Here is a 24,097-nt window from a genome sequence, read left to right on the forward strand (position 1 = left end):
TTGAAGTATGATTGCGTTTTTTGAGCGGGTGACTTTTGACAAATTGCCGATAAAAACTGTAAATTCGCTCTTCTCACGAAATGATGATTGTTATATGATCATAAAAAACACAGAACAATAGACCATACTCAAAGGAACGCACAATGAAATCTTTTTTAGTGATGAAAATTTTTGTGGTTATTGCATCAATAACTACGATGTACGCACAGCAAGACAATAATCGCGTCACATATGAATTTTTTCGTAACGCTACCGCAAAACTTACCTATGGACCTGAAGGCAATAAACAAGTTTTTCTCCTGGATCCGATGTTTGCCAAAAAGGGAGAATTGCCTTCGTTTGCGGGTATTGAAAAAAATCCCACGGTTGATTTGCCAAAAACAATTGAGCACATATTGCAAGATATTGATGCGGTTGTCGTGGGTCATATGCACGCCGATCACTTTGATATGGCAGCGGCAAGTCATATCGATAAGCAAATGGTAATTATTACGCCAAACAATCAATCACCGATGAATCCTAGTAATTTGGACGAGACATTTTCTTTTGCAAAACAGTTGCACTGCCTTGGATTTGACAACGTAAAAGCGATTGGTTCCGCAACTTCAAAAGCCATTGTTCATGAGGGAATTGAAATCATACAAGAATTTGGGCTACATGGCAAGGGTACACTAAAGAGATTTATGGGTGGCGTTAATGGTATTGTTTTTCGTGCGCAGGGACAACCGACAATTTACTGGACAGGCGACACTATTCTTGACGAGGAAGGTCGTGTGGAAGACATTTTGCGCGAGTATGCGCCAGACGTTATCATTGTTCACACCGGAGGTGCTGTCATCAATGCTCTTTCACCACATCCATTGATGATGGATGAAAAACAAGCGCTGCAGTTCATCTTAGCGGCAAAAAAATACAATAGCGATAGCAAAATTATCGCTGTGCATATGAATTCTCTCGACCACTGTTTTACCACGCGAGATATTCTCAAAGATGCTGTGGGTACTTTAGGCGAAGAAATTAGCAAAGACGTGATGATACCTGCTGGAGGAGATATTGTCACCATTCCATAATTATTTTTTTTGATGTTCTGCGCGATATTTACTAGGGGATTTTCCCATTTGTTTGCGAAAAGTACGTCCAAAATGAGTGGCATCTTCATGGCCAACGCGTTGCATGATTTCGTAGACTCTAAGTGTCGTATCGCGCAGTAAAATGCACGCCATTTGAATTCGAATTTTAGATAGATAGCTAATCACCGACATCCCCGTCGCTTTATGAAATTTCTCTGCCATGGTCGTCCGGTTCATGGCAAACATTTCCGTTAATTGCGTAATGGTCACTTTTTGATGGTAATTCTCGTTGAGATAGTCGACGATTTGTTGCACTTCGTCATCTTCACTACTTTTTTGTAGTTCTAGTTTGTGAGGAGAAGTGTGGACATGAGTCACCAGATTGAGCAATTCGTAAAAATAAGAACGACTGCGGCAAATCCAAAACTGTCCTTGTTTTTCAGAAAGTTCTTTTTGAATGGCAACTAAAACTTCCAAGATACGCATACTGGTAGAAGGACCTACCATTAAAAAACCTTTACTTTGGATAAATGGCAACAACCAATAGATATCTAGTTGTTGCGTTTCGCGTAGCTGTGATAAATCTTGACGCAAAACTTCGTAATGAAATGCTGTATTCAGGATACGAGGATGAAAATAAATGGCATGAAATACCACATCGGAGTTTTCCACTAGGGTTATTTTTTGTTGTTCTGATAAGCATAATAAACATGGTGATACCAATGAGTAAAACTCTTCATCTATTTGAACTCTACCAGCACCAGATTCAAAGTAATACAGCTGATAATATTTTTTGTGTGCGGCCACATTTTGTGTTGTGTAGATGAGCCAATCTTCATAGATGGTTTTGCCAGAATTTTGTGTATGCATAAGTTCTTCAACATAAAATGGATGTAAATTAAGTTAATATGAAATTTTACAGTTGGGTAACCACGACTGAATTGTTAGGAGTTGCTGTTCATCGATTGCCGTATAGCTTAAAACAAGTTCGCGAAGGCCTTGTAATTTTTTTATGTCCGGCGGCAGATTTGCGAGTTCATTGTTGTGACTCAAGTCAAGATATGTAAGGTTCTGCAATTGTTCGATTTGTGGGGAGAGAGACTGTATATTGTTGCTATGAAGATTGAGTTCTTGCAAATTTTTGAGATCAAATATTTGCTCAGGTACATGGGTAATCAGATGATGATTTATGATATTTAATATCCGTAAATTGGTGAGCTTCGCTATTTGCGGGGGAATTTCTGTCATAGTTGAATTGTCACTTGCATCGTGGTGAATTTCATCAAATGACACTTCTAGAACTTCTAAATTTTCTAGATCCCCAATTTCAGGAGGAAGCGCTTGTACTTCATGTCCAAGACGGAGGTGCACAAGGTTTTTTAGTTTTGCAATCTCTGCGGGGATTGTTGTAAATATACCACCGAGTTCTAGTGTCGTAAGTTGTGAAAGATCGGTCACTACGAGTGGAAAATCAACGAGTAGATTGAAGAATAGCTTCAACTGTCGCAGATTTTGCAAATTTTTTATTTCCGGAGGTAAGGAGGTAATACCATTACCGGTAAACTCCAAGTGACGAAGATCGCGAAGTTGTGTAATTTCGATGGGCAACTCTTGAAGCCAACCATTTGTCATACTCAGATGTTGTAGGTGCGACAGACGTTCAATTTCTTTATCAAGGTACTGTATTTTTTTACTGTGTATTTCCAAATGAGTAAGAGATGCCAAGTCGTAAATCTCCCTTGGAAGTGACTTCTGCTTTTTAATGGTAGCTTCGACAGCAAACTTCTGGGAAAAACTACAGTTCTCAAAAGTACATTTTCGTGCACCTTGGAAAGTCACATCGGTACGAAAACTACAATTGTCAAAATGTGAATTAAAAACTTTGTATTTGTGATTTTCACCAAGATAGAAAGTGCAACCGTAGTAACGTGTATTGCTTTCTGTTTTATGTAACGTTTCTTGTTTTATACTTCGCAACACGTACTCCTTTTTCTTTTTTCATTGACGCCAAATTTAAATTTGGACCGTTGACTCTGACATTTACAATTGCGCGATTTTTTGGCATTTGATATTCTAGTAAGTCCAACATTAGATGTCAATTGCAGCAAGACAACACGAAATAAAAAATGAACCATGCTTTCTAAACTAGACTAGTCCAAGGAGTTCCCATGCTAATAAACAATATAAAAAATTTCATGATAAATCTTATGAAAAACGACCCAGCGTGGGAACAGCTTTTTCACGCGCATGGGTGGCCGTTTACCGCGGATCACATCGCAAAAATGTCGGAAAATGATTTTCAACAAGCTTTGTTGAATACGAGCTTAAGTGTGAATCGTTCTATTCCAGGATTTGAGGACTTTGCTGTTGACAGCAATACCATGGTCACCAGCGGTAGCCTGTGCCATAGTTTGTTGTATCATGCTTGCGCTTCTCCTAACGTTACGGAAATAAATGGTACGGAATTGACGATGTTTCCTGCGTGGCGTGACCTTGACGTCATGGAGAATTATATTTTTTCTCTTGAGTCGCTCACCATAGATGCGATCGCTGAAAAAGCACGAAAACTACTGCAAATTTCATCGAATGTCGCTTTAGAGCTGGCCGTGGTGGTCTATGCTGTAGAATATCGTCCAGGAGCGGATACTCCTCATAAAAAACACGCGGATATTTGTCTATCGCGAACCGGGATTTCAAGAGTGGGGAATAAACAACCGCATTACAAAGGAAAAGAGCGTAGTTTTGTGCTGTTTTCTGATGGAGATGCTGCACATGATATACGTGCTCTTCCTTGTCGTTATGTGCCTTTTATCGCCGTTCAAAGTATTGGACGTCCACAAATTTTTGGCCCGATGCGTAGCACAGGTTCTGATCGCGCGCGTTCTTTTTGGGTTCCCATTCACAAGTTATTCTCGGGGACACAATGTATTGAAAATTTAAATTTAGATTTGCAGTGGGATATGCGCCATTTCAATCAAAAGTTGGCAAAATTTGCGACGTATCTACGCGAGCATGGACACTCGAATTTAACTGACAAAGAACTTACTTCACCACCATATGTTTTTGAAAAGGGCATTGCGAACTGGGCAAACGCCATAGAGTGGGGAGAAGGTGTTTTATTTCCGTCAGCACAACCGCTGGTGAAAGAAGCCACACAGCAAAACAATCCGGTTACATTTACCTCGCCGCCGATGCCATCCAAGGGATTCTACAATGCCAATTCTCCGACACTCTCCTTGAAATTATTTCGCGGGCGCTCGTGTCCCGAATATGTGCACATTCGCCAAAAACAAAATCCTGCGCAAGATATCAATCTTCTACCCGACGTTGTTGATATCGCAAATGCCGGCAACTATGAAGCGCTCCACTACTTGGACTTTTCCGGTGATGGTTGGGTCAAATGCGAAGTTTCTGACCGTAACACCGGTGTGGAAATCCACTATAAAAATCAACCGATAGATGTGATCAGTGCCTTCTCGATTGTCGCGGCTCCTGACTTTTTTCCGTATGTGAATCAGCGTCAACTTTACGAGTGGTGGCTCGATGCACCAAAACTTGCCGCCGAGGGAAAGCTACCGCAGTGGTGGGTGGACCTCATTGATCAGCAAAGGTGGAAAAGACTATGGGTTGGTTCGCCTTCGCCGCTAAGTGATGAACGTTGCGCACCCAACGTGCAAATGCCCGATGCACCTTTTTCCATAGATGACGATACGATAACGGCCATTGTTTTTGTACCGCGTGCTACGGAAGCAACCATAACGCAAGAATCTAAGCCAGTGTCGCGTTTTTCGTACTTGCCAGATGCCGCCTCCGACACGTTTTTTCCCGGATGGGATGTTAGTTATGATGAAGTCAAAATAGAGAATCAAAATCGCAAGCACCTCGCCACATATGGTTTGGGAAGTCCTTTTCCGGAAGATGCCAAACTGTGTGCTGCTTTAAGTACATTTTGGCCCGCAGCTTCCCCAGACACCAATCGCACTTTTTTCAAGGTAGCTTCTCGCGGGGGAACGGTTTGTCCGATGACCGATGAAGAAATGGGCATCCCCTCCGGAACGAACGCGTGGGATGGTGTGATGGGTCCTCACGTTGTCGCAGAAGATGCACAAGGAATAACGGTAAATTACCCCGACTATCCGCATGCCGACTATACACGTAATGCCATTGATAATCAATTTAGTGTTGCCAACGTACACAAAGTTACTGGGGGGGAATACCAAGATCGCATCTTGGCGATGCAGCGCTGCTACCGAGCACTAGATGAGGTAAGGGACATACCCGGAGAATATACCTACCATCTCCATATTTTCTCTTTTACACAGGTAGACGCGACGGACGCAGAGCTAAAACAAGCACAAAGCGACACCAATGGTGTTTTGCAAGGACCAGTTTATCGATTTAAAATTTTTGCCGATCGCGAATTATTGGAAAATGGAGACATTATTGATAATGTAGAAGGACCTGAAATGGTCGGTAATCACCATCGTGCCTTGTATCGCACTCAGTATTGGTGGACGATATTTGTTGGTGATGGACCGGTGTTGATGAAACTCAAGCTAGGAGATGGCTCCAGCAAAACGGGAGCGTGGACTTCGTACGAGTTTTAGTAACTATGGTACGTATCGCAATTATCGGAGGCGGCCCCACGGGAGCGTCTGCTGCCATCGAGTTGGCTAAAATAAAAAATAGCGAAGTGATACTTGTGGAGAGAAGAGTTTTTCCCCGAGACAGACCCGGCGAAACCCTGCATCCTGGTATCGAATCGCTACTAAAACAGCTAGGGGTTTATGAGCAGATAGAAAGATTAAACCCTATACGCCCAAAGGGAATACACACGTATCACCGAGGAAAAGAGAATTTTGCGTTCTACGGAGGTGAGGAAAACCCACAATGGCAAGGGTTCCAAATTCTACGTCGTGATTTGGACGCCATTCTTTTGCAACGTGCACGAGAATTGGGAACGATTGTCTTACAGCCACAAACGGTAAGGTCGGTTATCAAGCGAAATTCACGTGTTATGGGAGTATGTACCGATCATCAAGAAATCATGTGCGATTTCGTGATTGACGGTAGCGGAGGTAGCCACTGGTTGCAACGAAAAATGAAGTTGCCTGTCATCCCGTTATCACAAACATTGATTACGCATTTTGGATACACAACTGAAAATCCAGGCGTAACAGAGCAACCTCAGTTTATATGGAACAAAGATAATTGGTTGTGGAGAGCAGAGATTCAACCACAGTTGTATCAGTGGACCTATTTACCTTGGAAATCGTCGGCGAGTAATAGCTCTTACGTGACGCGAGGACAAAAGTCCGATGTCACATGGAGAAAAATGCACCGCGCCGCTGGCCGCGGCTACTTCGCAGGTGGTGACGCCGCATTTACTTTAGACCCTTCCTCATCACACGGTGTGTTAAAGGCACTGATGTCAGGTATTATGTGTGGCTATCTCATTCAAAATATTGCCCTGCGCCGTATTGGTGAAGACGATGCAATTGATTATTACAACAATTGGATCGCAGCCTGGTGCGAGACAGATGTTGGCCATCTGCAAGATCTATACCGCAAAATGGCGCAATGGGAAATGTGTAAATAAAAACAATGATAAGTGTGGTGATGAAGGATATTTTTACCTTGGTCAGTACTTCCTTATCCATCAAAATAAAAGTAAAGCCAAAGAACACTTTGCAAAATGTATTGAAACAAATATGACGGAGTTTATGGAGTATCGCGCGTCTCTGATCGAATTACACAAGTAAATTTGGCGACTTGTCGTTTTGTAAACAGCGCGTTTAAAAATAGTAATTTTGCATACAGGTGATATAATAATACGACCACGTATTTAAGATGTGGGGCGGTTTTACTGTTCTATTTGAACGAGAAGTTACGTTAATTTCATATTATGAGGTACAATAATGATTCAAGAATTTCTTTTGATATTTTTAGGCGTGGGTGGATTAATCTACTGTTCTGACATTATCGTAAATGCTGCCACACGTATGGCGAAAAGGCTGGGGATTTCCAAGATGGTCATCGGTCTTACCATTGTCTCTATTGGGACTTCATTGCCGGAAATAGCCACCAATTTAGGCGCTGGAGTGGCGATCCGGATGGGATTGACGAGTTCTGGTATTGCGGTGGGTAACATCGTGGGGTCACAAATTTGCCAAATTACTTTGATCTTAGGGATTGTCGGACTTTTAGCCACTTTGCGACCGGACGGCAAAGCGCTAATCCGTGATGGTATTGGTATGATTATTGCCATTCTCGCGTTATTTATTGCTTCGTGGGATAATCACATCAGCCAATTAGAAGGTGCTATTTTATCGTTGATGTACATTGTGTATTTAGCCTATTTACTCTATTCAACGAAACCACCAAAAGACACCGTCAAACAAACATCTGAACTACCGAATCAACTTTTTCGCGATATCGCTCTTGTGGTGTTTGGTTGTATCTTTTTGATTTTCTCGTCGGCGCTTGTTGTCAACAACGGTGTTGCGATTGCCAAAGCACTCAATGTACCTGACTACATGATCGGCCTTTTTATCGGTTTGGGAACTTCCTTACCTGAGCTTGCCATTTCCGTCGCGGGGATTCGACGACAAGCCTTGGAGATTTCTTTAGGAAACCTCATCGGTTCGAACATCACCGATCCACTGCTTTCTTTGGGACTAGGAGCCAGTATCAGTGGCTTTGCGGTTAGCGATAAAGTACTCACCATTGACATACCTATTTTATTGGTGATTACACTTACGGCGCTATTTATGTTGAACAACAAAGGGCATTTGGGGCGATTTCAAGCTCTGTTCTTAGTGGCCTTTTATTTATTATTTATGGGAACAAGCGTATTTGGTTATATTTAAGATTTTTACCAGCGGCTCCCACTACAACGTTAGGTTTGTGGGAGCCATTTACGAACAAAATTTGTCATTTTTGTAGATGGCAAATATGACGGAGATCAATATCCGTTTCAAAACGAAAAATTTTCTTTAGGAATTTTTGTTACATCAATTATTATTTATAGGTCCTAAATACATCATAATCACCTTATTTTCGTCATTTATTTTTCTTATGACAAACATAAAAGGATAACCTCGTTTAGAAGAAGAGCTAATGAGTAAAGCATCTTCTTTTTTTATATTTGCTATTTTTATTTGTGCTTTGTGTCTATCAGAAGAAAAAATTGCGTTGTCTGATGTGGCTATTATAAAATCCAAGTTTTTATGATAGTTGTTCCACATCAAAAGTTTAGGAAAATTTCCATTTTTGTCGGACATAATGTTCTTTAATGTTTTGATCATTCTTGGTTTGTTAATATATTTTGCTTTCGTATCATATACTCGTGGGTTATATTTCCACTGGTTTGCGACAGGAGCGTCAATAAAGCCTACTCTTGGGGCAAGCCACTTGGAATTTTCTATAAAAAGAACTTTTTCATCGAGGTACTTAGCAAAAGAATCTACATCTCCCTTTGCAAACGAGCTTGCTATTTTTGCTGCCCAATCAGGAATTTCTGGAAAAACAGGAAGTCCCTCTTTGGGAGCGATTGCACCAGCTTTAAGTAATATTTGTACCAGTTTTTTATTTCCTTGGCGATTGACTATTTGTAAAGGAGTTTTTCCTTCACGATTTTTTACGTTTACATCGGCTTTGGCAGCAATCAGGACATTGACAACTTCTTTGTGGCCTTTTTCACAAGCAAATATCAATGCGGATTTCAAAGTGTACGGGTTACGGAAATTTACGTTGGCTTTGGCAGCAATTAGAGTCTTTACAATTTCCTGATGACCTTCTCCCGCAGCAATAATTAAAGGCGTGTGCATTCCTACTTCTACATTTACGTTGGCTTCAGCAGCAATCAATGCATCCACTATCGCCTTGTGGCCTTTGACAACAGCGAAGGCTAGGGCCGTTGTTCCACGATTTTCTGTTGCTTCAAGATTTACCTTTGCCGCAATAAGAGACTGTACTTTCTCTAGGTCACCATCAAAAGCGGCATTCATGAGAGGAGTCCAACCATTTGCTCCCGCTTTTCTCAAAATACTTGTTATTGCGTCGTTGTTTTTACTTGCATGGTCAAAGGCAGAGGGAGCATTCTTCGGATCTACATCCACATTTGCCTTTTCGCGGACTAAAACTTTTACAATTTCCTCATGCTGATTTACTACGGCCGAATATAAAGCTGTTATACCGTATTTTGACTTTGCATTCACATCCGCTTTCGCTTCTATTAGAGCTTCAACAATATGCAAATTTCCTATTTCAGCAGCTATCATTAAGGGAGTATATTCATCATAAAAACGAATATCAATATCAACTTCTTTGCCAGTTAAAATATCGGCAATTTCCTCACCCAAATTTTTTTTATTTACATTTACTTCACTCGCTAACCGTTTGACCTCTTTTACATTGTTGCCAGCAATAGCCTCGTAGAGTTTATATTCTAGATCAGTTTGAGCCCAATTGAGTGTTGAAATGGTACCCAACAAAATGGTAACTATTAGAGTTTTTTTCATGCTATCCTCCAAAATTAAGCCGCAAAACCTCATGACCTAATCTTTTAGGTTATTTAAAATTAGGCATGCACTTCTTGCTAAGCAATAACGATTGATTCAAAATATAATGCGTATTTTGCGTTGAATATGTCTTATTCAATCGCCACTCTAACTTTTTATTATATCTCTTTTTGCACCTGGAAGCGAAGTCATTTTAAATCGTGGTTTTGCATTTGTGTTCTCGACTGAATTAAGATGGTTATCACATTAGAGAGCATGACAATTCCATGTGATTTTTGATACAACTGCCAATACGATTGCTGATATAATTGACTAAGGTTTCCGTTGTCAAAATACTTAATTTAGGAGTTTTAAGATGAAGCAGTTTTGTACACTGTGCACTGTGGTTATTTTTTCGATTTGTTTTGCCCAAGAACGTGAAACAAATTTACAAGTTTTTGAACAAGTATGGCAAATCTCCAAGAGTAGTATCTATCCGCAGAAATTACAGCAAAAATTCACCGTGGCAAAATACAATGAACTAAAAGAGAAAATCAAAAATACGAAGAGTAGGTCAGAGTTGAGCGACGTAATTAACCCGTTTCTAAAAAGTTTAAACATTTCACATACGTTATTTTTAGATCGGCGCCATGCAAGCTATTATTTTTTGCGTTCTTTGTTTTCCACACGAGATATCGAAAAGCCCGAAGTGGAGCACATTGGTTGTCAGTTACAATTTACAAACGGCAACTATGTGATCAGATCAGTTCTTCACGGTTTCCCCGCAGAAAAGTCTGGCTTAAAAAGAGGTGATATCATCACTGCCGTAGATGGGGGAAAGTTTCAAGCGCTTCTTAGTTTTCAAGGCAAAAAAGATCAAAAAGTCATTTTAAGTGTGGTACGCAACGGTGTTAAAATACAGGTGCCAGTTATGGTGGTGAAGGGCGGACTTCATCATGCTTTTTATCGCGCCATGGAAAACAGCGTAAAAATAATCGAGTACCACGGAAAAAAAATGGGCTATGTTCGTTTATGGTGTGGTACGAATGTGAAGTTTTTACGCCTTCTACAGAAAGTGACTAGCCAAAATTTTGCCGATACCGATGGCGTAATTCTCGACCTTCGCGATGGCTATGGTGGTGCGTGGTGGGACTATCTCGATTCGTTTTTTGCCGATAGATCTCAGTACTTTAAGGCAACAATTATCGCGCGTGATGGAAAACAACAGCATATCGTCACTCCAGCGACGAAAAATGTAGACAGTTACCAAAAACCACTGGTGGTGATTATCAATGAAGGGGTAAGAAGTGGTAAGGAGTCTCTGGCTTTTCAGTTTAAGAAGACAAAACGTGCTCCTTTAATTGGCAAAACCACCGCGGGAGCTTTTGTGGCGGGAAAAGGCGTTTTTGCCGACAAGGATGTGGATTATATGCTGTTCTTATCTGTAAAAGGGGTACTTTTGGATGGCGTGGATATTGAAGGTGAGGGGGTTAAGCCAGATGTGGAAGTTGATTATCCTTTGAAGTACCATGAAAACGATCCACAACTACAAAGAGCTATAACTGAGTTGCATGGCATGTTAACAAAATAGTTGATTGCAGTAACGCGATATTTTAGTCGTTTACAAGAAGAATTTATCTATAAAAGGGGTAATAAACAGAACTATGTAGTAAATGTTGGAAATTTTTACTACGGAAACACGCTGCCCATGCCATTTACAGTGTTAAAACATACCTCGTTACTTTGTCTCATTGGATAAACTTTATGACAACAATCACTTTTTGCAAAAAACGATGTGGAACGATAGTTGCACAGGTGATAGGAAATGATTACAGGCAAAATAAAACGACTTCACAGCGAGGTAACCATGGCAAATTATTATCATTTCCACGACAAACCCACAACAGACATTGCACAGGTGGGGGGAAAAGCGCAAGCCCTCATTGAAACAACAGCCGCTGGTTTTCCCGTTCCACCAGGATTTGTATTGAGTGTTGACTTTTTCATGCCGTGGTTGGAGCATGTAAAGGTGTGCCCTGAGTGGAAATTGTTTTTGCAAACCATTTCATGCGAACATTATACCGAAGACAAAATCGATAGCGCAATCGTCAAAGAAAAGTGCGATGCGTTAAAGGAAATTGCGTTGTCTTTTGACGCGCAGCAAAAAAAGGTACTACAAGAAGCTTTGCAAGTTTTTGAGAAAAGTGACGTCTTCGCGGTGCGATCTTCTTCTCCGGAAGAAGATCTCAAAGGTACTTCTTTTGCCGGCGGTTATGAAACGACTCTTGGAGTCACTAAAGAGCAATTACCCGATGCAATTCTCACCTCTTTTCGCTCGGTATTTGATGCACGTATTGTCCACTATAAAATGCAACAACAACTGGCGATAAATAACCCACGCATTGCTGTGATTGTCCAAAAACAGATTGCCAGCGAAATCAGCGGCGTTGCGTTTTCGCTCAATCCACAAAACAACTGCTATGATGAAGCGGTAATCAACGCCAACTTTGGCTTAGGGGAGACCGTTGTCGCGGGGCAGGTTATTCCCGATATGTATGTTGTCGAAAAAGTGAGGCGGCAAATATTACAGGAAAAAATTGCGTCAAAGTCACACGCTTTGTGGTTGCAACCTGACGGTGGTACACAACAAAAGAATAATGAAAATCCAAACAAAGCGGCGTTGACCAAAGAACAAATGCTTGCGGTGACAGAATTGGTAACGGCATGTGAAAAACATTATGCTCAGCCTATGGATATCGAGTGGGCATTTGAAAAACAGCAGTTGTTCCTGTTGCAATCGCGCCCGATTACGACATATTTACCTCTTTTTCCAGAAATGGTGACAAAACCAGGGGAACAAAAGGCGTTATACATGGACATTGTTATCTTAACGCAAGGTTTTTCGGAACCGTTCTCTGTTTTGGGTCTGGAGATTTGGGGGAAAATGCTGCAAAAGGCCAAAAATTTGCCCGTGGGACCAGATGGAGTGATTTGGAATATACACGGGCGACAATACTTTCATTTGTCAAACATGTTGCGCGGATTTGGGAAAGGCTATGCCAAAGTCATTTCGCAATATGAAAGGCCGTTAAAGAAAATTCTCGAAAGCATAGATATTGAGGAATACATTCCCGCAAAAAAACCTCGGGGGATGAAAGGCTTTATGTGGAATGTACTCAAAAGAATTTTCATACTTTTCCCGTCGATTTGTGGTGGAATTTTTCGCAGCCAAAAAGCCCTGGAAAAATACAAAAAAAAGAGCGAAAAAATCTGTGCGTATTGCAAAAGTGAGTTACAAAAAGACAAACCCTTTGCGGTATTGGTGGAAAACGGTCTCAACTGTTTTACGAACATCGTGATGTTCGCCGGTGTTCTCGTCGCGCCTATGTTTGCAAGGTGGCGGCTAAGTAAGATGTTTAAGAATGACGACGTTGCCGATTTACTCGTGGCGCTCAATATGGATTTACCGGGTAACCCCACTTCGGAAATGGGACATTTTATGGTGCGCCTTGCATCGTATCCCGAAATTCAGGAAACAACAACTGCTGAAGAATTTGAGCACAAATTAAATAACCATGCATATTCCACAGATTTTTTGCAAGCGTATGAGGAATACATGAACAAATTTGGTTGCCGCGGGATGAAGGAAATTGATATCGCTAGCCCTCGTTCTTATGAAAATAAACAAGAGTTTTTTCAACGTCTTAAGCATATTAATATTGATGAAAACGCCATTAATACCGTAAGTGAGAGACGTGAAAAAGCGTACAATGAATTACTTGATATTGCTAAAAAGCGCGGTAAAGAAAAAAAATTCCGCCGTTATGCTAAAATTCAACATAATATGGCTGGTTATCGTGAACATCCAAAATACATCTATATTGTTGCCGTAGACATGCTACGCCGTCGTGCTTTAAAACTCGGAGAAGAGTTTGTGAACGAGGGACGTTTGCAGCATGTAAATCAAGTATTTGACTTGACGATTAAGCAAATTACCGAGGCGCAACAAAATCGCGAACTGCAACTAACGACGCTCATTTCAGACAACTTGCGTGCTTATGCTACGGTAAAGCATATCAAAAACTGGCCAAAACTCATCGACAGTCGCGGAAAAATTTTGCGCCCACCACGAGAAGAGGGCACAGGACTTATTGGTGATGCTATTTCTCCCGGCACTGTTATAGGAAAAGCAAAGGTGCTGCACAGTCCTTATGAAAAACCTCTCGAAAAAGGAGAAATTTTAGTTACCCGGGCGACAGAGCCCAGCTGGACGCCTATTTTTATCAATGCAGCTGCGGTGGTTCTCGAAGTTGGTGGCCCATTACAACATGGAGCGATCATTGCCCGTGAATATGGTATTCCGTGTGTGAGTGGTTTGGAGAATATTACGGCGTCTATTAAAGATGGAGATGAACTGGAAGTCGACGGTTCCCATGGAGTTATCAAGATACTAACACGTAGTTAGTTTGTCGCTAGATGGTTGAGAAAGAAAACAATCTTCACGAGGTGCAACATGCAAAAACATATTATTTTTTGGCTGATTACTTGTAGTACCCTCATCTCTTTAACACATACGCAAGTGGAAAGAGAGTGGGTAAAAATAGGGGGGCCAACGCGCGATATAGCCCTAAGTGGAAGCCTATACGCTATTAGTCCGCAAGGTAATCAAATTTTCAAATGGAGTCATACACCGGGAAAATGGGAGAGGATGGGCTTTTCTGCTGATAAAATAGTCGTAGGGCGCCATTGCTACGTTTTGCCCAAAAACAGACAAGGGGTGTATTTTTTAGACGAATATAGTAAAAAAAGCAACGGCATGTTGCGTAGATATATCGATTTGGTCAAATTAGGTGGGCCAGCGCAAGAGATTCGTGCGGGGAGAAGAAGTATCAGGTTGTGGGCGATGAATGCGGCGACGCAACGCTGGTACGAAAAATCAGGTCGTTCTGGTCCGTGGAAATACATTGGTGGACCCATGAGAGATTTTCAAATCGGCTACGACGATACACCGTACGCAATCGCCGTAAACAAAAGTACCTTGCATCGTTTTCCCAACGATGGTAGTGCCGTATATCGCTATACACAATCTAAATGGACGAAAATCGGTGGACCTGCGCGAAAAATCTACTGCAATCCTGAGAGTGACAAAATTTTAGCCACCAATATTTCTTCTGGCGATGTGTACTTACGCGATGCGCGCACCGCAAAATGGACAAAGATCGGCGGGCCTGGAAAAATGTTTGCCGTTACCAGAAGAGATATATACGCTCTTTCGACAAACGATGGTATTTATAAATACCTGGGAACACCAAACAAATGGCAAAAAATATGGGGACCGGCTAGAAAAATCGTCGCGAGTAGTCACACCAAGGCGTCTGTTGTTGCCATTCATAAAGATACCAACGAGGTGTGGGCTCTTCTCCCGAAAAAAAAGAAAGACAATAAAGACACCAAGGATGGCAAAAATACGCCACAACCTAACCCGCAGCCATCGTCAACAACAGGAGTGATCAATCTCAAGAAAAATATTTGTACGAACTATCACTATTCCGGTAAAAATCCTATGCGTAAAGGGACTCTACTTAGTGTACGTAACAATACGATTTATCATCTTAAAGTATTTCGCTACGTCGGTTATGGACCACAAGGCGAAAAACCGCTGGCATTGATTTTAAAACCGCGCGAACAAAAAACTCTTTATTTTGCCAGTAACGACTTACTGAATGGATGGGGAGCAGCAATTACCAATAATATTCCCTGTCACCAAGCCCCACCGTATATTTCATTTTCCATTTCCTATCGCAAAAAATAGGTATTTTTTTATGGGAGGATGATTTTGACTTTAGGCTTGCATAACAACGAAGAGTCTTGCATAAATATCTATAGTATACCTATCAAACAAAATGATAACTGATAACAGAACATACAAAGGAGTTGCAATGAGAATTATATTCTGTTGTTTGGCAATGACACTTTCCTTATTGTTGGCACAAGAGGCAAACGAAAACAAAACCAATGACAAAGCAAAACCAAAAAAAGTAGAGGTACTCGATGGACGCGTTAGTTTTCATCTACCAGTGGGATTTGAAATTTCTTTTTCACACAAGGATAAAAATGCGGACGGTTACATCATGACCGCCTATTCTTCGGCGAAAAAGCAAGGTCCACCATTGGCGTTGCAAATGCGTGTTTTTCCAACAGGCAAAGCGGCCACCGTGGAATCGATACGCAAACAAATTATCCCGAGTGTGATGCCCAAGTTTATGGAACCAAAAAATCTACCCGATAAAAAAGTAGAAATTTCGGGACTTCCGGGTACGCAAATGGAAGTAGAAGCCAAAAATAACAGTCGTTTGATTATTGCCCTTTTTGGCAAAGACAAAAACTTTTATTGGGTTTCGTTAAATGGAGAGGGAGAAAAAGAGAAATTACACGCGTTATACAAAGAGTTTATCGATAGTTTTCACATCAAAAAAACAATTCCAAAAAAGTAGCGAACAATTTGGGCAGAACATCTGCCCAAATTTTCATCTGCTATAAACTTTGGCTAACCACGTTTTAACTGCTGCGACTTTTTTAAGTGATATTGCGATTTATTTGTGTTGTTGAGTCTCTGGTAACACAGATGCAAATAATAGTGAATTTCCCACATATTACGCGAAATAGACAATGCTTTGTTCAAGTCATCAATGGCAAGCTTGTATTTCTGGCGTTCATAATAAACCATTCCCCTGGTGCGGTACGCAATAAAATAATTAGGGTCAATGGCAATCGCTTGTGAGAAGTCGGCAATGGCCTTTTGGTATTCTTTCCACGTGTAGTAGATAAGGCCACGATTATAGTATGCCTTTGATCCACGAGAATCTTTGGCGATGGCCTTGTTATAATTTTCTAGAGCCAAGTCATATTGTTTCGTACGACTGTAAATGTTACCGCGATTAGTATATACTTCGACACTCTCCGGCTCCAACTTTTCTACTTGGGCATAGTCTTGAAGCGCCAAATCGTACTTTTGTGTTCTGGTATACAGCAAACCACGATTTAGGTATGCTTGTGCATGTTGTGGATTGCACTGAATGGCCTGGGTATAGTCGCGAATTGCAAGTGGGTACTTTTGTATGTCGCTATAAAAAATACCACGATTATAGTATGTCTCGGCATTGTCGGGAGCAAGAGTGACTGATTTGTTGAAATCGTTGAGAGCAAGTTGATATTGACCCATATCGTGATGGAGAGCGGCCCGATCGATATACCCGTTGGCGTCTTGTGGTTCTAAATCGATAAACTTTTTATAGTCTTTAAGTGCTAAGTTGTGTTGTTGTGTATCGCGATAAACATTGGCGCGATTGCGATACGCCGTGGCTAAACTTGGTTTTATTTGTATCGCTTTGTTAAAATCCGCGAGAGCCAACTCGTACTTCTGTAAGCGATAATAAATTCCTCCACGGTTGTTGTAAGCACGTGGATCTTGCGGATTGTTTTTGATTTGTTTTGCATAGTACTCCAACCCTTTTGCCGTGTTACCACCTTGCGAAGAGATGTAGCCTTTGATAAAGTTCCAGTCGCGGTTTTCACCATAGCTTTCTAAATCAGTAAAAATTTGTGAAAATAGCGCCGCAAATTTTTCATCTTGCCCCAAAGCATCGTATTTCATCACCGAGTAACGAAGAATAGACATCACTTTATTCAAAGACTCCTTAGTTTTCTCTTTCTCTTCCATGGTTTTTTGTGCCGCTTTTTGCGCCTTGAGACGTTCAGACTTTGCATAATCGAGTGCTTTGAGGGTGATGACCAAAGAGCACGACAAAATGATAAAAATAAGGGCGATACTACTGCAAATGACTTTGTGTTTGTATACGAAATTCGCAAGTACGTCCCAAGAGCTATACTTGCGTGCAATAATGGGTCGGTGTGCTTTGAAGTTTTTGAACTCGCGCAATAATTGTTTGAAATCACTGTAGCGTTTGCGCGGATTTCTTTGCAAGCACTTTAAACAGATCGCTTCCAGTGAGGGAGAAATATCAGGATTGAGTTGGCGCAGGGGAATGGGCGTATTTTCATTAATTTGCACGATGATATTAATGTCCGATTCACCTTGATACACCGTGCGGTATGTCAACGCTTCGTACATCAATGCCCCAAAAGAATAAATATCACTGGCAAACGATGCCTCTCCCGCAACCTGCTCAGGAGACATATAATGTACTGTGCCCAGCATTTGTCCCGTCTTTGACAATTTTGCCATATCTGAGCGTTTGGCCAAGCCAAAATCCATCACCTTGGGAACTCCGTCGCGCGTGATCATAATATTTGACGGTTTTAAATCGCGGTGGATTACCTTGTGTGAATGTGCATAGTGCAGTGCCTCACAAAGAGGCATCAGTAGATCGACCAACTGCATTGGTTTGAGACTTTTATTGCGGATAAAATGTGATAAGGTAGCGCCTTCGATATATTCCATCGTAAAATATGCACGCGGTTGACCACCACATTCGTAAAATCGCACAATGTTGGGGTGGTTGAGTTTGGCAACGGTTGTTGTTTCAACGAAAAAACGTTCCACATACTCTTTTTCGTTGTTGGTCATAATTTTTAAGGCCACAGTTGTTTTTAGAGTGTTGTCATAGGCCTTATAAACGACACCCATTCCTCCACGACCTAATTCACCGAGTATTTGATATTTGTTAAAAACTTTCGCACCGCTCATTTATCTCTCCTAGAACTACTACTAACAAAACAGCTTGTTAGCAGTAAGTCTCTAACGCAAACGATCTATTCTTTTTTGTTTTCTTCGTACTTGGCGATGACGCGCGCATGAGCTTCGCGTTCTTTCAGACGTTCTGCGTATTTCACTAGTTTATCAGACTCAATAGGTACCTGGAATTTTTGTGCCCACATAATCGTGTGTACCACCATAATATCGGCCATGGTAAAGTGATTGCCGACGATATACTCATTGTCTGCCAAACCTTCGTCGAGAACCTTGATTTGCGAAGAAAATTCCCATACGGCAAGATCTAGTACTTGTGGTATTCTCTTTTCTTCTGGATAGATAAATTTGTGGCGTCCCATCATCCACAGCGGCTGCTCCAATTCACTAATCACAAACGCAATCCACTGTCCATATAAGGCTCTTTCTTTGGTACCTGCTTTGGGAACTAAATTTTTCTCAGCAAACTTGTCGCCAATGTAGGTGACGATGGCCGCTGACTCTGCAAGAGCAAGGTCCCCATCAATAAGAACCGGTACTTTTCCCCCAGGGTTTTTCGCTAAAAATTCCACCGACTTGTGTTCGCCTTTGGTAAAGTCTAAATTGGTGTATCTGTACTCCGCTCCCGCTTCCTCTAACGCCCACATTCCGCGATGCGAACGTGAATAATCAAAACCATATAACTCTAACATTGCAAATCTCCTAAAAGATAAATTTTTTTCCGTATGTTTACTGTAGCACATTCGCGATTCTATTCCAATTTTTTTATGGCCATTTTGTTGGATATAATCAAAAATATCTTTTACACGATGAGGCAATTCTTAACTACCTGCCATACACAAAATCCCATCAGACTATTTTAGTTTTATTTTTCCGATAGTTGGCGTGGTTATCTACACCGCCATTATGTTAAGATATTTATGGAAATATCAACATCGAATAAAATGTCCGAAATGCAAACGTCGTTTGCAAATTACGCCGAAAAGGCAACTCGGTTTGTTTTAGCAAATGAATTTCACCGAAGATTTGTTGTCTTTGTCGGTAAAGTAACTTTCTAAAAAGTATAAAAATTCCAACAGGAAATAACCACAAAGATGATCGAGTACATTGTAATAAGCATGGCAGGTTTTATTTTGGTATTGCTGGTTTTGGTAATCACCACCAATCAAAAAGCACGACCAATGTTATGGAAAATAGAGATGGATTCACCATCGTATTTACTTGCTTCACTACACGCCGGGATTCATAAACGCGAAATACACCAACGCATATGGCAAAGACTTAAGAAATGCCGTGTCGTGGTTTTTGAAAATAGGTGCGACGAAGAAGAAAGTAAAGAACTACATTGCTCACTTTCTTTAAGTGAGGCATTGGGAAGTGAATACTGGAAAAAAGTGGAGCAAACTTTAGGACTGCGCTGTGCAAAACAAATACAAAATTGTGAGCCGTGGCAACTGGGGGTGATCCTGACGTATTGTGCGTACCCCGATGGGAAAGGTGTCGAGAGATCTTTAAAACAAAAAGCGCATAACAAAAAAATTTGTGGTTTAGAATCGATGAATACAGTACCTCAAATTTTACGTGAAATTTACAATGTGGAAATGATCAAGGAACTACTAGACAACGACCCCAAGCCGCAAATATACAAGATGATAGATGTGTACAAATCTGGCAACGCACAGAAGTTAAACAAAGACCATCTAGCTACAATGCCGGACATACTGAAAAAAAAACTCGTGTGGCAAAGAAACAAAAACTGGATGCCGCAAATAGAACATCATATACGAGAAGGCAATGCTTTTATTGTTGTGGGTGCTTTTCATCTCGTGGGTGACCATAGTGTGATTGAGTTACTACGAAACAAAGGCTACAAAATTCATCGTGAAAAATGTTAGAATAAAAATTTATATTGTAACTACCAAAGAAGTACACTCTATTTTTGACTAAGGAAAAAGATGAACAAGTACTGGAAAGTATTTCTTATTTTGTCGTTGGTCGTTGGTGTTGCTTATGCGGCACTTTATCTCATCAGTGACGAATATTACATGGAATGGGGTTTTATTAACCGCGACGGCAAGTGGGTGATTGAACCGCAATATTTACGCGTTTACAAATTTGCCTTTGACCCAGAGTGGGACGAGTTTAACGAAGGTGTTGTCACTGTTTTTAAGGAGGGCAAAGGCTTTGGCGTTATTGATAAAAACAATAATTGGGTTATCGCCCCACAAAAAGAATTTTCAAGTATTGGCCACGCTATCAATGGGCGTATTCTCGCATTAAAGTTAATCGGTGGTGTTTTAAAGGCAGGGTGTTATGACACACGAGGTAACAAAATCATCCCTTTTAAATACGATCTTGTTGCGCCGGAACGACAAGGTTTAATGTTGGTCAAATTACATAACAAACATGGATATATTGACAGAAACGGCAACAGTGTCATCAAAATAGAGTTTGACGAGGCAGAACCGTTTTCTTTCGGTGCTGCTTGTGTGAAAAAGGATGGAAAACATGGTTTTATCGATCGCAAAGGTGCGTATATCGTTCCTCTGTCTTACGACTACGCTTTTCCTTTTCATGACGGTCTTGCCCAAGTAGGAAAAACAGTAGAGAAAGAGGGAGAAAAAACCATCGTATATGGCTATATTAACCCCAAAGGCAAAGTGGTCATTCCGCTGACCTTGACCGGAGATATGCCAGATTTTCTATTTGGGTTTGACTATATTTTTAGCTGTGGACGCGCACGATTTTTTGAAAATGGAAAATGGGGATTTATCGATAAAAAAGGGCAAAAAGTGATCGCCGCACAATATGAGGATGTCGATGCGTTTTGTGAGAACTTAGCACGTGTTAAAATGGATGGTAAATATGGCTATATTGACTTAGAAGGGCAGTTAGTAATTCCCGCCATATACGACGAGGCCAGTATTGAGTGGAAAGATGGACGTATTCTAGTGGCAATCGATAAAAAATGCGGTTTCATCAACAGCAAAGGAGAACAAACCATACCCATGAAGTTTGCGGACCTGGGTATTTTCGAAGAAGGACTTGCCGTTGCCAGTTTAGACAGAAAAAAATACGGTTACATTGACACTACCGGAAAATTTGTTATTCCGGCAAAATACGCCACAGCACGAAACTTTTCTTCCGGTTACGCCAAAGCCGCTGTTAAATACAAATCCATAAAGCGATATCTATATAAAAAATACCGAGGCTTTTAAACACAACGATTCGCAAACCAATGACATCTTTATCTGTATGTCTCAGATGTACTAGGCTCCCCCTGTGGTTGTCAGGGCAAGCCCATTGACTTAAGCGTAAGTATATAGTATAAAATAATTTAAAACAGTAAAAGAAGAGATTATGAAAAAAAAGAGTAATAGATAAAAGTAAAGAACTATTAGAGTCAGAGCGTTTCAAAAAAATGCATCGTAAAAACGAAAAAGACTTTACAAGAGAAAGAAAACTACCTTTTTCAAGATTAATGGTATTCATGATACGTAAAAGCATAAAATCAATACAAAATAGGCTAAACGAATTCGTAAAAGACTTGCTTACAAATTTTACAACGGTAACCTCAGGAGCATATACAAAAGCAAGGAAAAAGCTGAATTATACAGCCTTTATAGAGTTAAATAAGCAAGCAGTAGTTGAAACATTGTATGAAGATGAAGACTACAGAAAATACAAAGGTTTTCGTCTATGTGCAATAGACGGATCAAAAGTAAGACTTCCAAATGAAAAAGAGATAGAAGAACATTTTGGCACAATAAGATATAAAAATAAAAACATAAGTGTAGAAGGATCACACGCATTTGCAACAGTGTCAGTACTTTATGATCTACTAAACGAAATCGCAATTGATAGCGAAATAGGACACTGTAAAAAAGATGAAGAGCTATTTGCTTACAAACACTTTCAACATGCAAATGAAAATGATCTCATTCTCTTCGACAGAGGTTATTGTTCATATACCCTGTTAGCACATTTATGTAAAAAAGGTATCAATTTTGTAGTTAGATGTCCTGTTAATTCTTTCTATCAAGCAAACAAAATGTTTAAGCAGAAAATTGAGAGCTGTATTACAACTATTGAACCTCCTGACGATAAAAAGAAATTAGTTAATGACCAGTCTCTACCATCGAAAATTTCTGTACGTTTTGTTCGTGTTATGCTTGATACAGGTGATGTTGAAGTCCTTGTTTCTTCCTTAGTGGATGAACAATTGTACCCCACTGATGATTTTAAAGAGCTTTATTGGTTTAGATGGGGTATAGAAACTTTCTTTGATCGCATTAAAAACCGTCTTGACCTTGAGAATTTCACTGGCAAAACTACTCTATCTGTTCAACAAGATTTCTATGCTACTATTTACATTAGTGGTCTTGAATCTATTCTTATTGAAGATGCTCAAGATATTCTTGATCAGAAAACTTCTAGCAATAAGTATCCTCAGCAGGTCAATAAATCCGTTTCTTTTAATACCATTAAAAACTACGCTCTTGATTTACTTTTTGAAAATGACTCTGATTTACTTTTTGAAAAACTTACTCAACTTTTTCTTTCTTCTCCTACTTGCATTCGAAAAGATCGCCCTCGACCCCGAGTTAAATCTCCTCGAAAACAAGTTAATTACTATAAAAGAAAACGAAAACCTACTTACTAGATTTTCTTAAGTCAATGGGCTTGGGTTGTCAGGGGTAGGTTTTTTATAAAACATTTACCACAAGGTACTTGTGTCTAAAAACAGATATTGTTTCAAACTAAATTTTTCCAGAGGTGTCATTCCCGCGGAAGCGGGAAACCAGCAATATAGATTCGACTTGAAAGCGCCTGGGTCCCTGGTCAAGCCAGGGATGACAACCTGGAGATTTGTAGTTTAAGAGTTTTTATCTCTTTTCTTTGTATGCACTTAACAAAAAACCTACCCTTATCAGCCCCCTGTGGGGGCATCGCACACTATAGACTACTACGAAAAACGACTGATCATATCCCAGCCAATCCACATAATCGCCAAGTCCGCAAATACGTGGCTGATATAACAATCAATAATAGACACTCCGCGTAAACGTAGCCACGCCCACAAGAAACCTCCCACGCTAGCACCTGCAGTAAACAACAACGCCAAAAGTACATCAAAGTACACGTTGAGGATAATAAAATGATGCAATCCAAAGAGTACACCGTTGATCACACACACCAGTAATTTTTTATCACTATATGTACTTTGTTCGTTGAGGATAAACGCGCGCCAGTAATACTCCTCGATAAAGCTATTCCACAGTGAAATGAAGACCGCCATGATCCAAAAATACGCAATCAAATTTAGCTCTTTGAGTTTATTGTATAGTAGAGAGGCATCCAAGGAAGTAAAGAGAATGTAGTAGCAAGCAATAATCAAAATCGCGGTCGCAACACCAGTGGTAACTCCGTATATTCCATTGGTTTTTTTCCAACCAATGCGTTTCTTAAATTCGGTGAGAGATTTGCATACGCGATGCCACAACACAATGGGCAACACAATAATGACAATCTTGCTAATGGAATAAATGACTTTTTCATAGCCAGGTATTGAAAACGCTAAGTATGTAAAAATAGTTGGTAGTAAGGCCGCCACCACAAGGAGTGGCAGTGGGATTTTTTTACTGTTTTCCATGTGTTTTCCTGTAAATTTGAATGAAATATTGTTGTGTTATTTTACCAACATATGGGAAATAAAATAGGTATATATTTTATACATATCCAATTCATGTATATTTCAATGCAATATCGCTCAATATGAGATATGCTATATGTAGACTACATGTATAAACAAAATG

17 protein-coding genes are annotated in these 24,097 nt (G+C 40.4%); 11 read left to right on the forward strand and 6 right to left on the reverse strand.

Annotated elements, in window-relative coordinates; genetic code table 11:
- The first annotated feature begins 143 nt into the window (after positions 1–143).
- Complete coding sequence (locus UABAM_RS02410) at positions 144–1,070, forward strand: MBL fold metallo-hydrolase (RefSeq protein WP_151966400.1); 927 nt, start codon at positions 144–146, stop codon at positions 1,068–1,070.
- On the opposite strand, the gene UABAM_RS02415 is transcribed toward UABAM_RS02410, so the two are convergent.
- Entirely contained in the window at positions 1,071–1,940 is an 870-nt protein-coding gene (locus UABAM_RS02415; protein ID WP_151966401.1) for a helix-turn-helix domain-containing protein, read from the reverse strand.
- Positions 1,941–1,973: 33 nt separating this feature from the next.
- Positions 1,974–3,047, reverse strand: a complete 1,074-nt coding sequence (locus tag UABAM_RS02420) for a leucine-rich repeat domain-containing protein (RefSeq protein ID WP_151966402.1) — start codon at positions 3,045–3,047, stop codon at positions 1,974–1,976.
- 191 nt (positions 3,048–3,238) lie between these two features.
- On the opposite strand from UABAM_RS02420, the gene UABAM_RS02425 reads away from it, so the two are divergent.
- From UABAM_RS02425 to UABAM_RS02435, 3 genes are all read left to right on the forward strand, one after another.
- Positions 3,239–5,677, forward strand: coding sequence for a hypothetical protein (locus UABAM_RS02425; RefSeq protein ID WP_151966403.1), 2,439 nt, complete (start codon positions 3,239–3,241; stop codon positions 5,675–5,677).
- Positions 5,678–5,682: 5 nt separating this feature from the next.
- Positions 5,683–6,669: an NAD(P)/FAD-dependent oxidoreductase gene (locus UABAM_RS02430; RefSeq protein ID WP_151966404.1), complete on the forward strand. Its 987-nt coding sequence runs from the start codon at positions 5,683–5,685 to the stop codon at positions 6,667–6,669.
- Between the two features lie 319 nt (positions 6,670–6,988).
- Positions 6,989–7,939 carry a calcium/sodium antiporter gene (locus UABAM_RS02435; protein WP_151966405.1) on the forward strand — a complete coding sequence of 317 codons (951 nt, stop codon included), beginning with the start codon at positions 6,989–6,991 and terminating at the stop codon, positions 7,937–7,939.
- A 144-nt stretch (positions 7,940–8,083) separates the two neighbouring features.
- On the opposite strand, the gene UABAM_RS02440 is transcribed toward UABAM_RS02435, so the two are convergent.
- Positions 8,084–9,592 (reverse strand): ankyrin repeat domain-containing protein, encoded by a 1,509-nt coding sequence (locus UABAM_RS02440; RefSeq protein ID WP_173013095.1) that lies wholly within the window; start codon positions 9,590–9,592, stop codon positions 8,084–8,086.
- Positions 9,593–9,947: 355 nt separating this feature from the next.
- Between UABAM_RS02440 and UABAM_RS02445 the strand changes: the two genes are divergently transcribed.
- The 4 genes from UABAM_RS02445 to UABAM_RS02460 all read left to right on the forward strand — a co-directional run bounded on the left by UABAM_RS02445 (position 9,948) and on the right by UABAM_RS02460 (position 16,065).
- Positions 9,948–11,162: a S41 family peptidase gene (locus UABAM_RS02445; protein ID WP_151966407.1), complete on the forward strand. Its 1,215-nt coding sequence runs from the start codon at positions 9,948–9,950 to the stop codon at positions 11,160–11,162.
- A gap of 234 nt (positions 11,163–11,396) precedes the next feature.
- A complete protein-coding gene (locus tag UABAM_RS02450; protein WP_151966408.1) occupies positions 11,397–14,036 on the forward strand; it encodes a PEP/pyruvate-binding domain-containing protein in 2,640 nt (879 codons plus the stop codon).
- Between the two features lie 48 nt (positions 14,037–14,084).
- Positions 14,085–15,383, forward strand: coding sequence for a hypothetical protein (locus UABAM_RS02455; protein WP_151966409.1), 1,299 nt, complete (start codon positions 14,085–14,087; stop codon positions 15,381–15,383).
- A gap of 127 nt (positions 15,384–15,510) precedes the next feature.
- A complete protein-coding gene (locus UABAM_RS02460; RefSeq protein WP_151966410.1) occupies positions 15,511–16,065 on the forward strand; it encodes a hypothetical protein in 555 nt (184 codons plus the stop codon).
- Positions 16,066–16,118: 53 nt separating this feature from the next.
- Here UABAM_RS02460 and UABAM_RS02465 read toward each other — a convergent pair whose 3' ends face one another.
- Together UABAM_RS02465 and UABAM_RS02470 are read right to left on the reverse strand one after the other, a co-directional pair.
- A complete protein-coding gene (locus tag UABAM_RS02465) occupies positions 16,119–18,278 on the reverse strand; it encodes a protein kinase domain-containing protein (RefSeq protein ID WP_151966411.1) in 2,160 nt (719 codons plus the stop codon).
- Positions 18,279–18,343: 65 nt separating this feature from the next.
- Positions 18,344–18,973 carry a glutathione S-transferase family protein gene (locus UABAM_RS02470; protein ID WP_173013096.1) on the reverse strand — a complete coding sequence of 210 codons (630 nt, stop codon included), beginning with the start codon at positions 18,971–18,973 and terminating at the stop codon, positions 18,344–18,346.
- A gap of 402 nt (positions 18,974–19,375) precedes the next feature.
- On the opposite strand from UABAM_RS02470, the gene UABAM_RS02475 reads away from it, so the two are divergent.
- The 3 genes from UABAM_RS02475 (at position 19,376) to UABAM_RS02485 (ending at position 22,944) form a co-directional block, all read left to right on the forward strand.
- Positions 19,376–20,176: a TraB/GumN family protein gene (locus UABAM_RS02475; RefSeq protein ID WP_151966413.1), complete on the forward strand. Its 801-nt coding sequence runs from the start codon at positions 19,376–19,378 to the stop codon at positions 20,174–20,176.
- Positions 20,177–20,236: 60 nt separating this feature from the next.
- A complete protein-coding gene (locus UABAM_RS02480; protein WP_151966414.1) occupies positions 20,237–21,499 on the forward strand; it encodes a WG repeat-containing protein in 1,263 nt (420 codons plus the stop codon).
- A 158-nt stretch (positions 21,500–21,657) separates the two neighbouring features.
- On the forward strand, positions 21,658–22,944 hold the full coding sequence (locus UABAM_RS02485) for an IS4 family transposase (RefSeq protein WP_261344000.1): 1,287 nt from the start codon (positions 21,658–21,660) through the stop codon (positions 22,942–22,944).
- Positions 22,945–23,247: 303 nt separating this feature from the next.
- On the opposite strand, the gene UABAM_RS02490 is transcribed toward UABAM_RS02485, so the two are convergent.
- On the reverse strand, positions 23,248–23,934 hold the full coding sequence (locus tag UABAM_RS02490) for a CPBP family intramembrane glutamic endopeptidase (RefSeq protein WP_151966416.1): 687 nt from the start codon (positions 23,932–23,934) through the stop codon (positions 23,248–23,250).
- Between the last annotated feature and the right edge of the window lie 163 nt (positions 23,935–24,097).

Source organism: Candidatus Uabimicrobium amorphum, assembly GCF_009002475.1.
Lineage (GTDB): Bacteria > Planctomycetota > Uabimicrobiia > Uabimicrobiales > Uabimicrobiaceae > Uabimicrobium > Uabimicrobium amorphum.

Coding starts and splice junctions, on each gene's coding strand:
- UABAM_RS02410 (WP_151966400.1), top strand. CDS start 144: ATGAAATCTTTTTTAGTGATGAAAATTTTTGTGGTTATTGCATCAATA.
- UABAM_RS02415 (WP_151966401.1), bottom strand. CDS start 1,940: ATGCATACACAAAATTCTGGCAAAACCATCTATGAAGATTGGCTCATC.
- UABAM_RS02425 (WP_151966403.1), top strand. CDS start 3,239: ATGCTAATAAACAATATAAAAAATTTCATGATAAATCTTATGAAAAAC.
- UABAM_RS02430 (WP_151966404.1), top strand. CDS start 5,683: ATGGTACGTATCGCAATTATCGGAGGCGGCCCCACGGGAGCGTCTGCT.
- UABAM_RS02435 (WP_151966405.1), top strand. CDS start 6,989: ATGATTCAAGAATTTCTTTTGATATTTTTAGGCGTGGGTGGATTAATC.
- UABAM_RS02440 (WP_173013095.1), bottom strand. CDS start 9,592: ATGAAAAAAACTCTAATAGTTACCATTTTGTTGGGTACCATTTCAACA.
- UABAM_RS02445 (WP_151966407.1), top strand. CDS start 9,948: ATGAAGCAGTTTTGTACACTGTGCACTGTGGTTATTTTTTCGATTTGT.
- UABAM_RS02450 (WP_151966408.1), top strand. CDS start 11,397: ATGATTACAGGCAAAATAAAACGACTTCACAGCGAGGTAACCATGGCA.
- UABAM_RS02455 (WP_151966409.1), top strand. CDS start 14,085: ATGCAAAAACATATTATTTTTTGGCTGATTACTTGTAGTACCCTCATC.
- UABAM_RS02460 (WP_151966410.1), top strand. CDS start 15,511: ATGAGAATTATATTCTGTTGTTTGGCAATGACACTTTCCTTATTGTTG.
- UABAM_RS02465 (WP_151966411.1), bottom strand. CDS start 18,278: ATGAGCGGTGCGAAAGTTTTTAACAAATATCAAATACTCGGTGAATTA.
- UABAM_RS02470 (WP_173013096.1), bottom strand. CDS start 18,973: ATGTTAGAGTTATATGGTTTTGATTATTCACGTTCGCATCGCGGAATG.
- UABAM_RS02475 (WP_151966413.1), top strand. CDS start 19,376: ATGATCGAGTACATTGTAATAAGCATGGCAGGTTTTATTTTGGTATTG.
- UABAM_RS02480 (WP_151966414.1), top strand. CDS start 20,237: ATGAACAAGTACTGGAAAGTATTTCTTATTTTGTCGTTGGTCGTTGGT.
- UABAM_RS02490 (WP_151966416.1), bottom strand. CDS start 23,934: ATGGAAAACAGTAAAAAAATCCCACTGCCACTCCTTGTGGTGGCGGCC.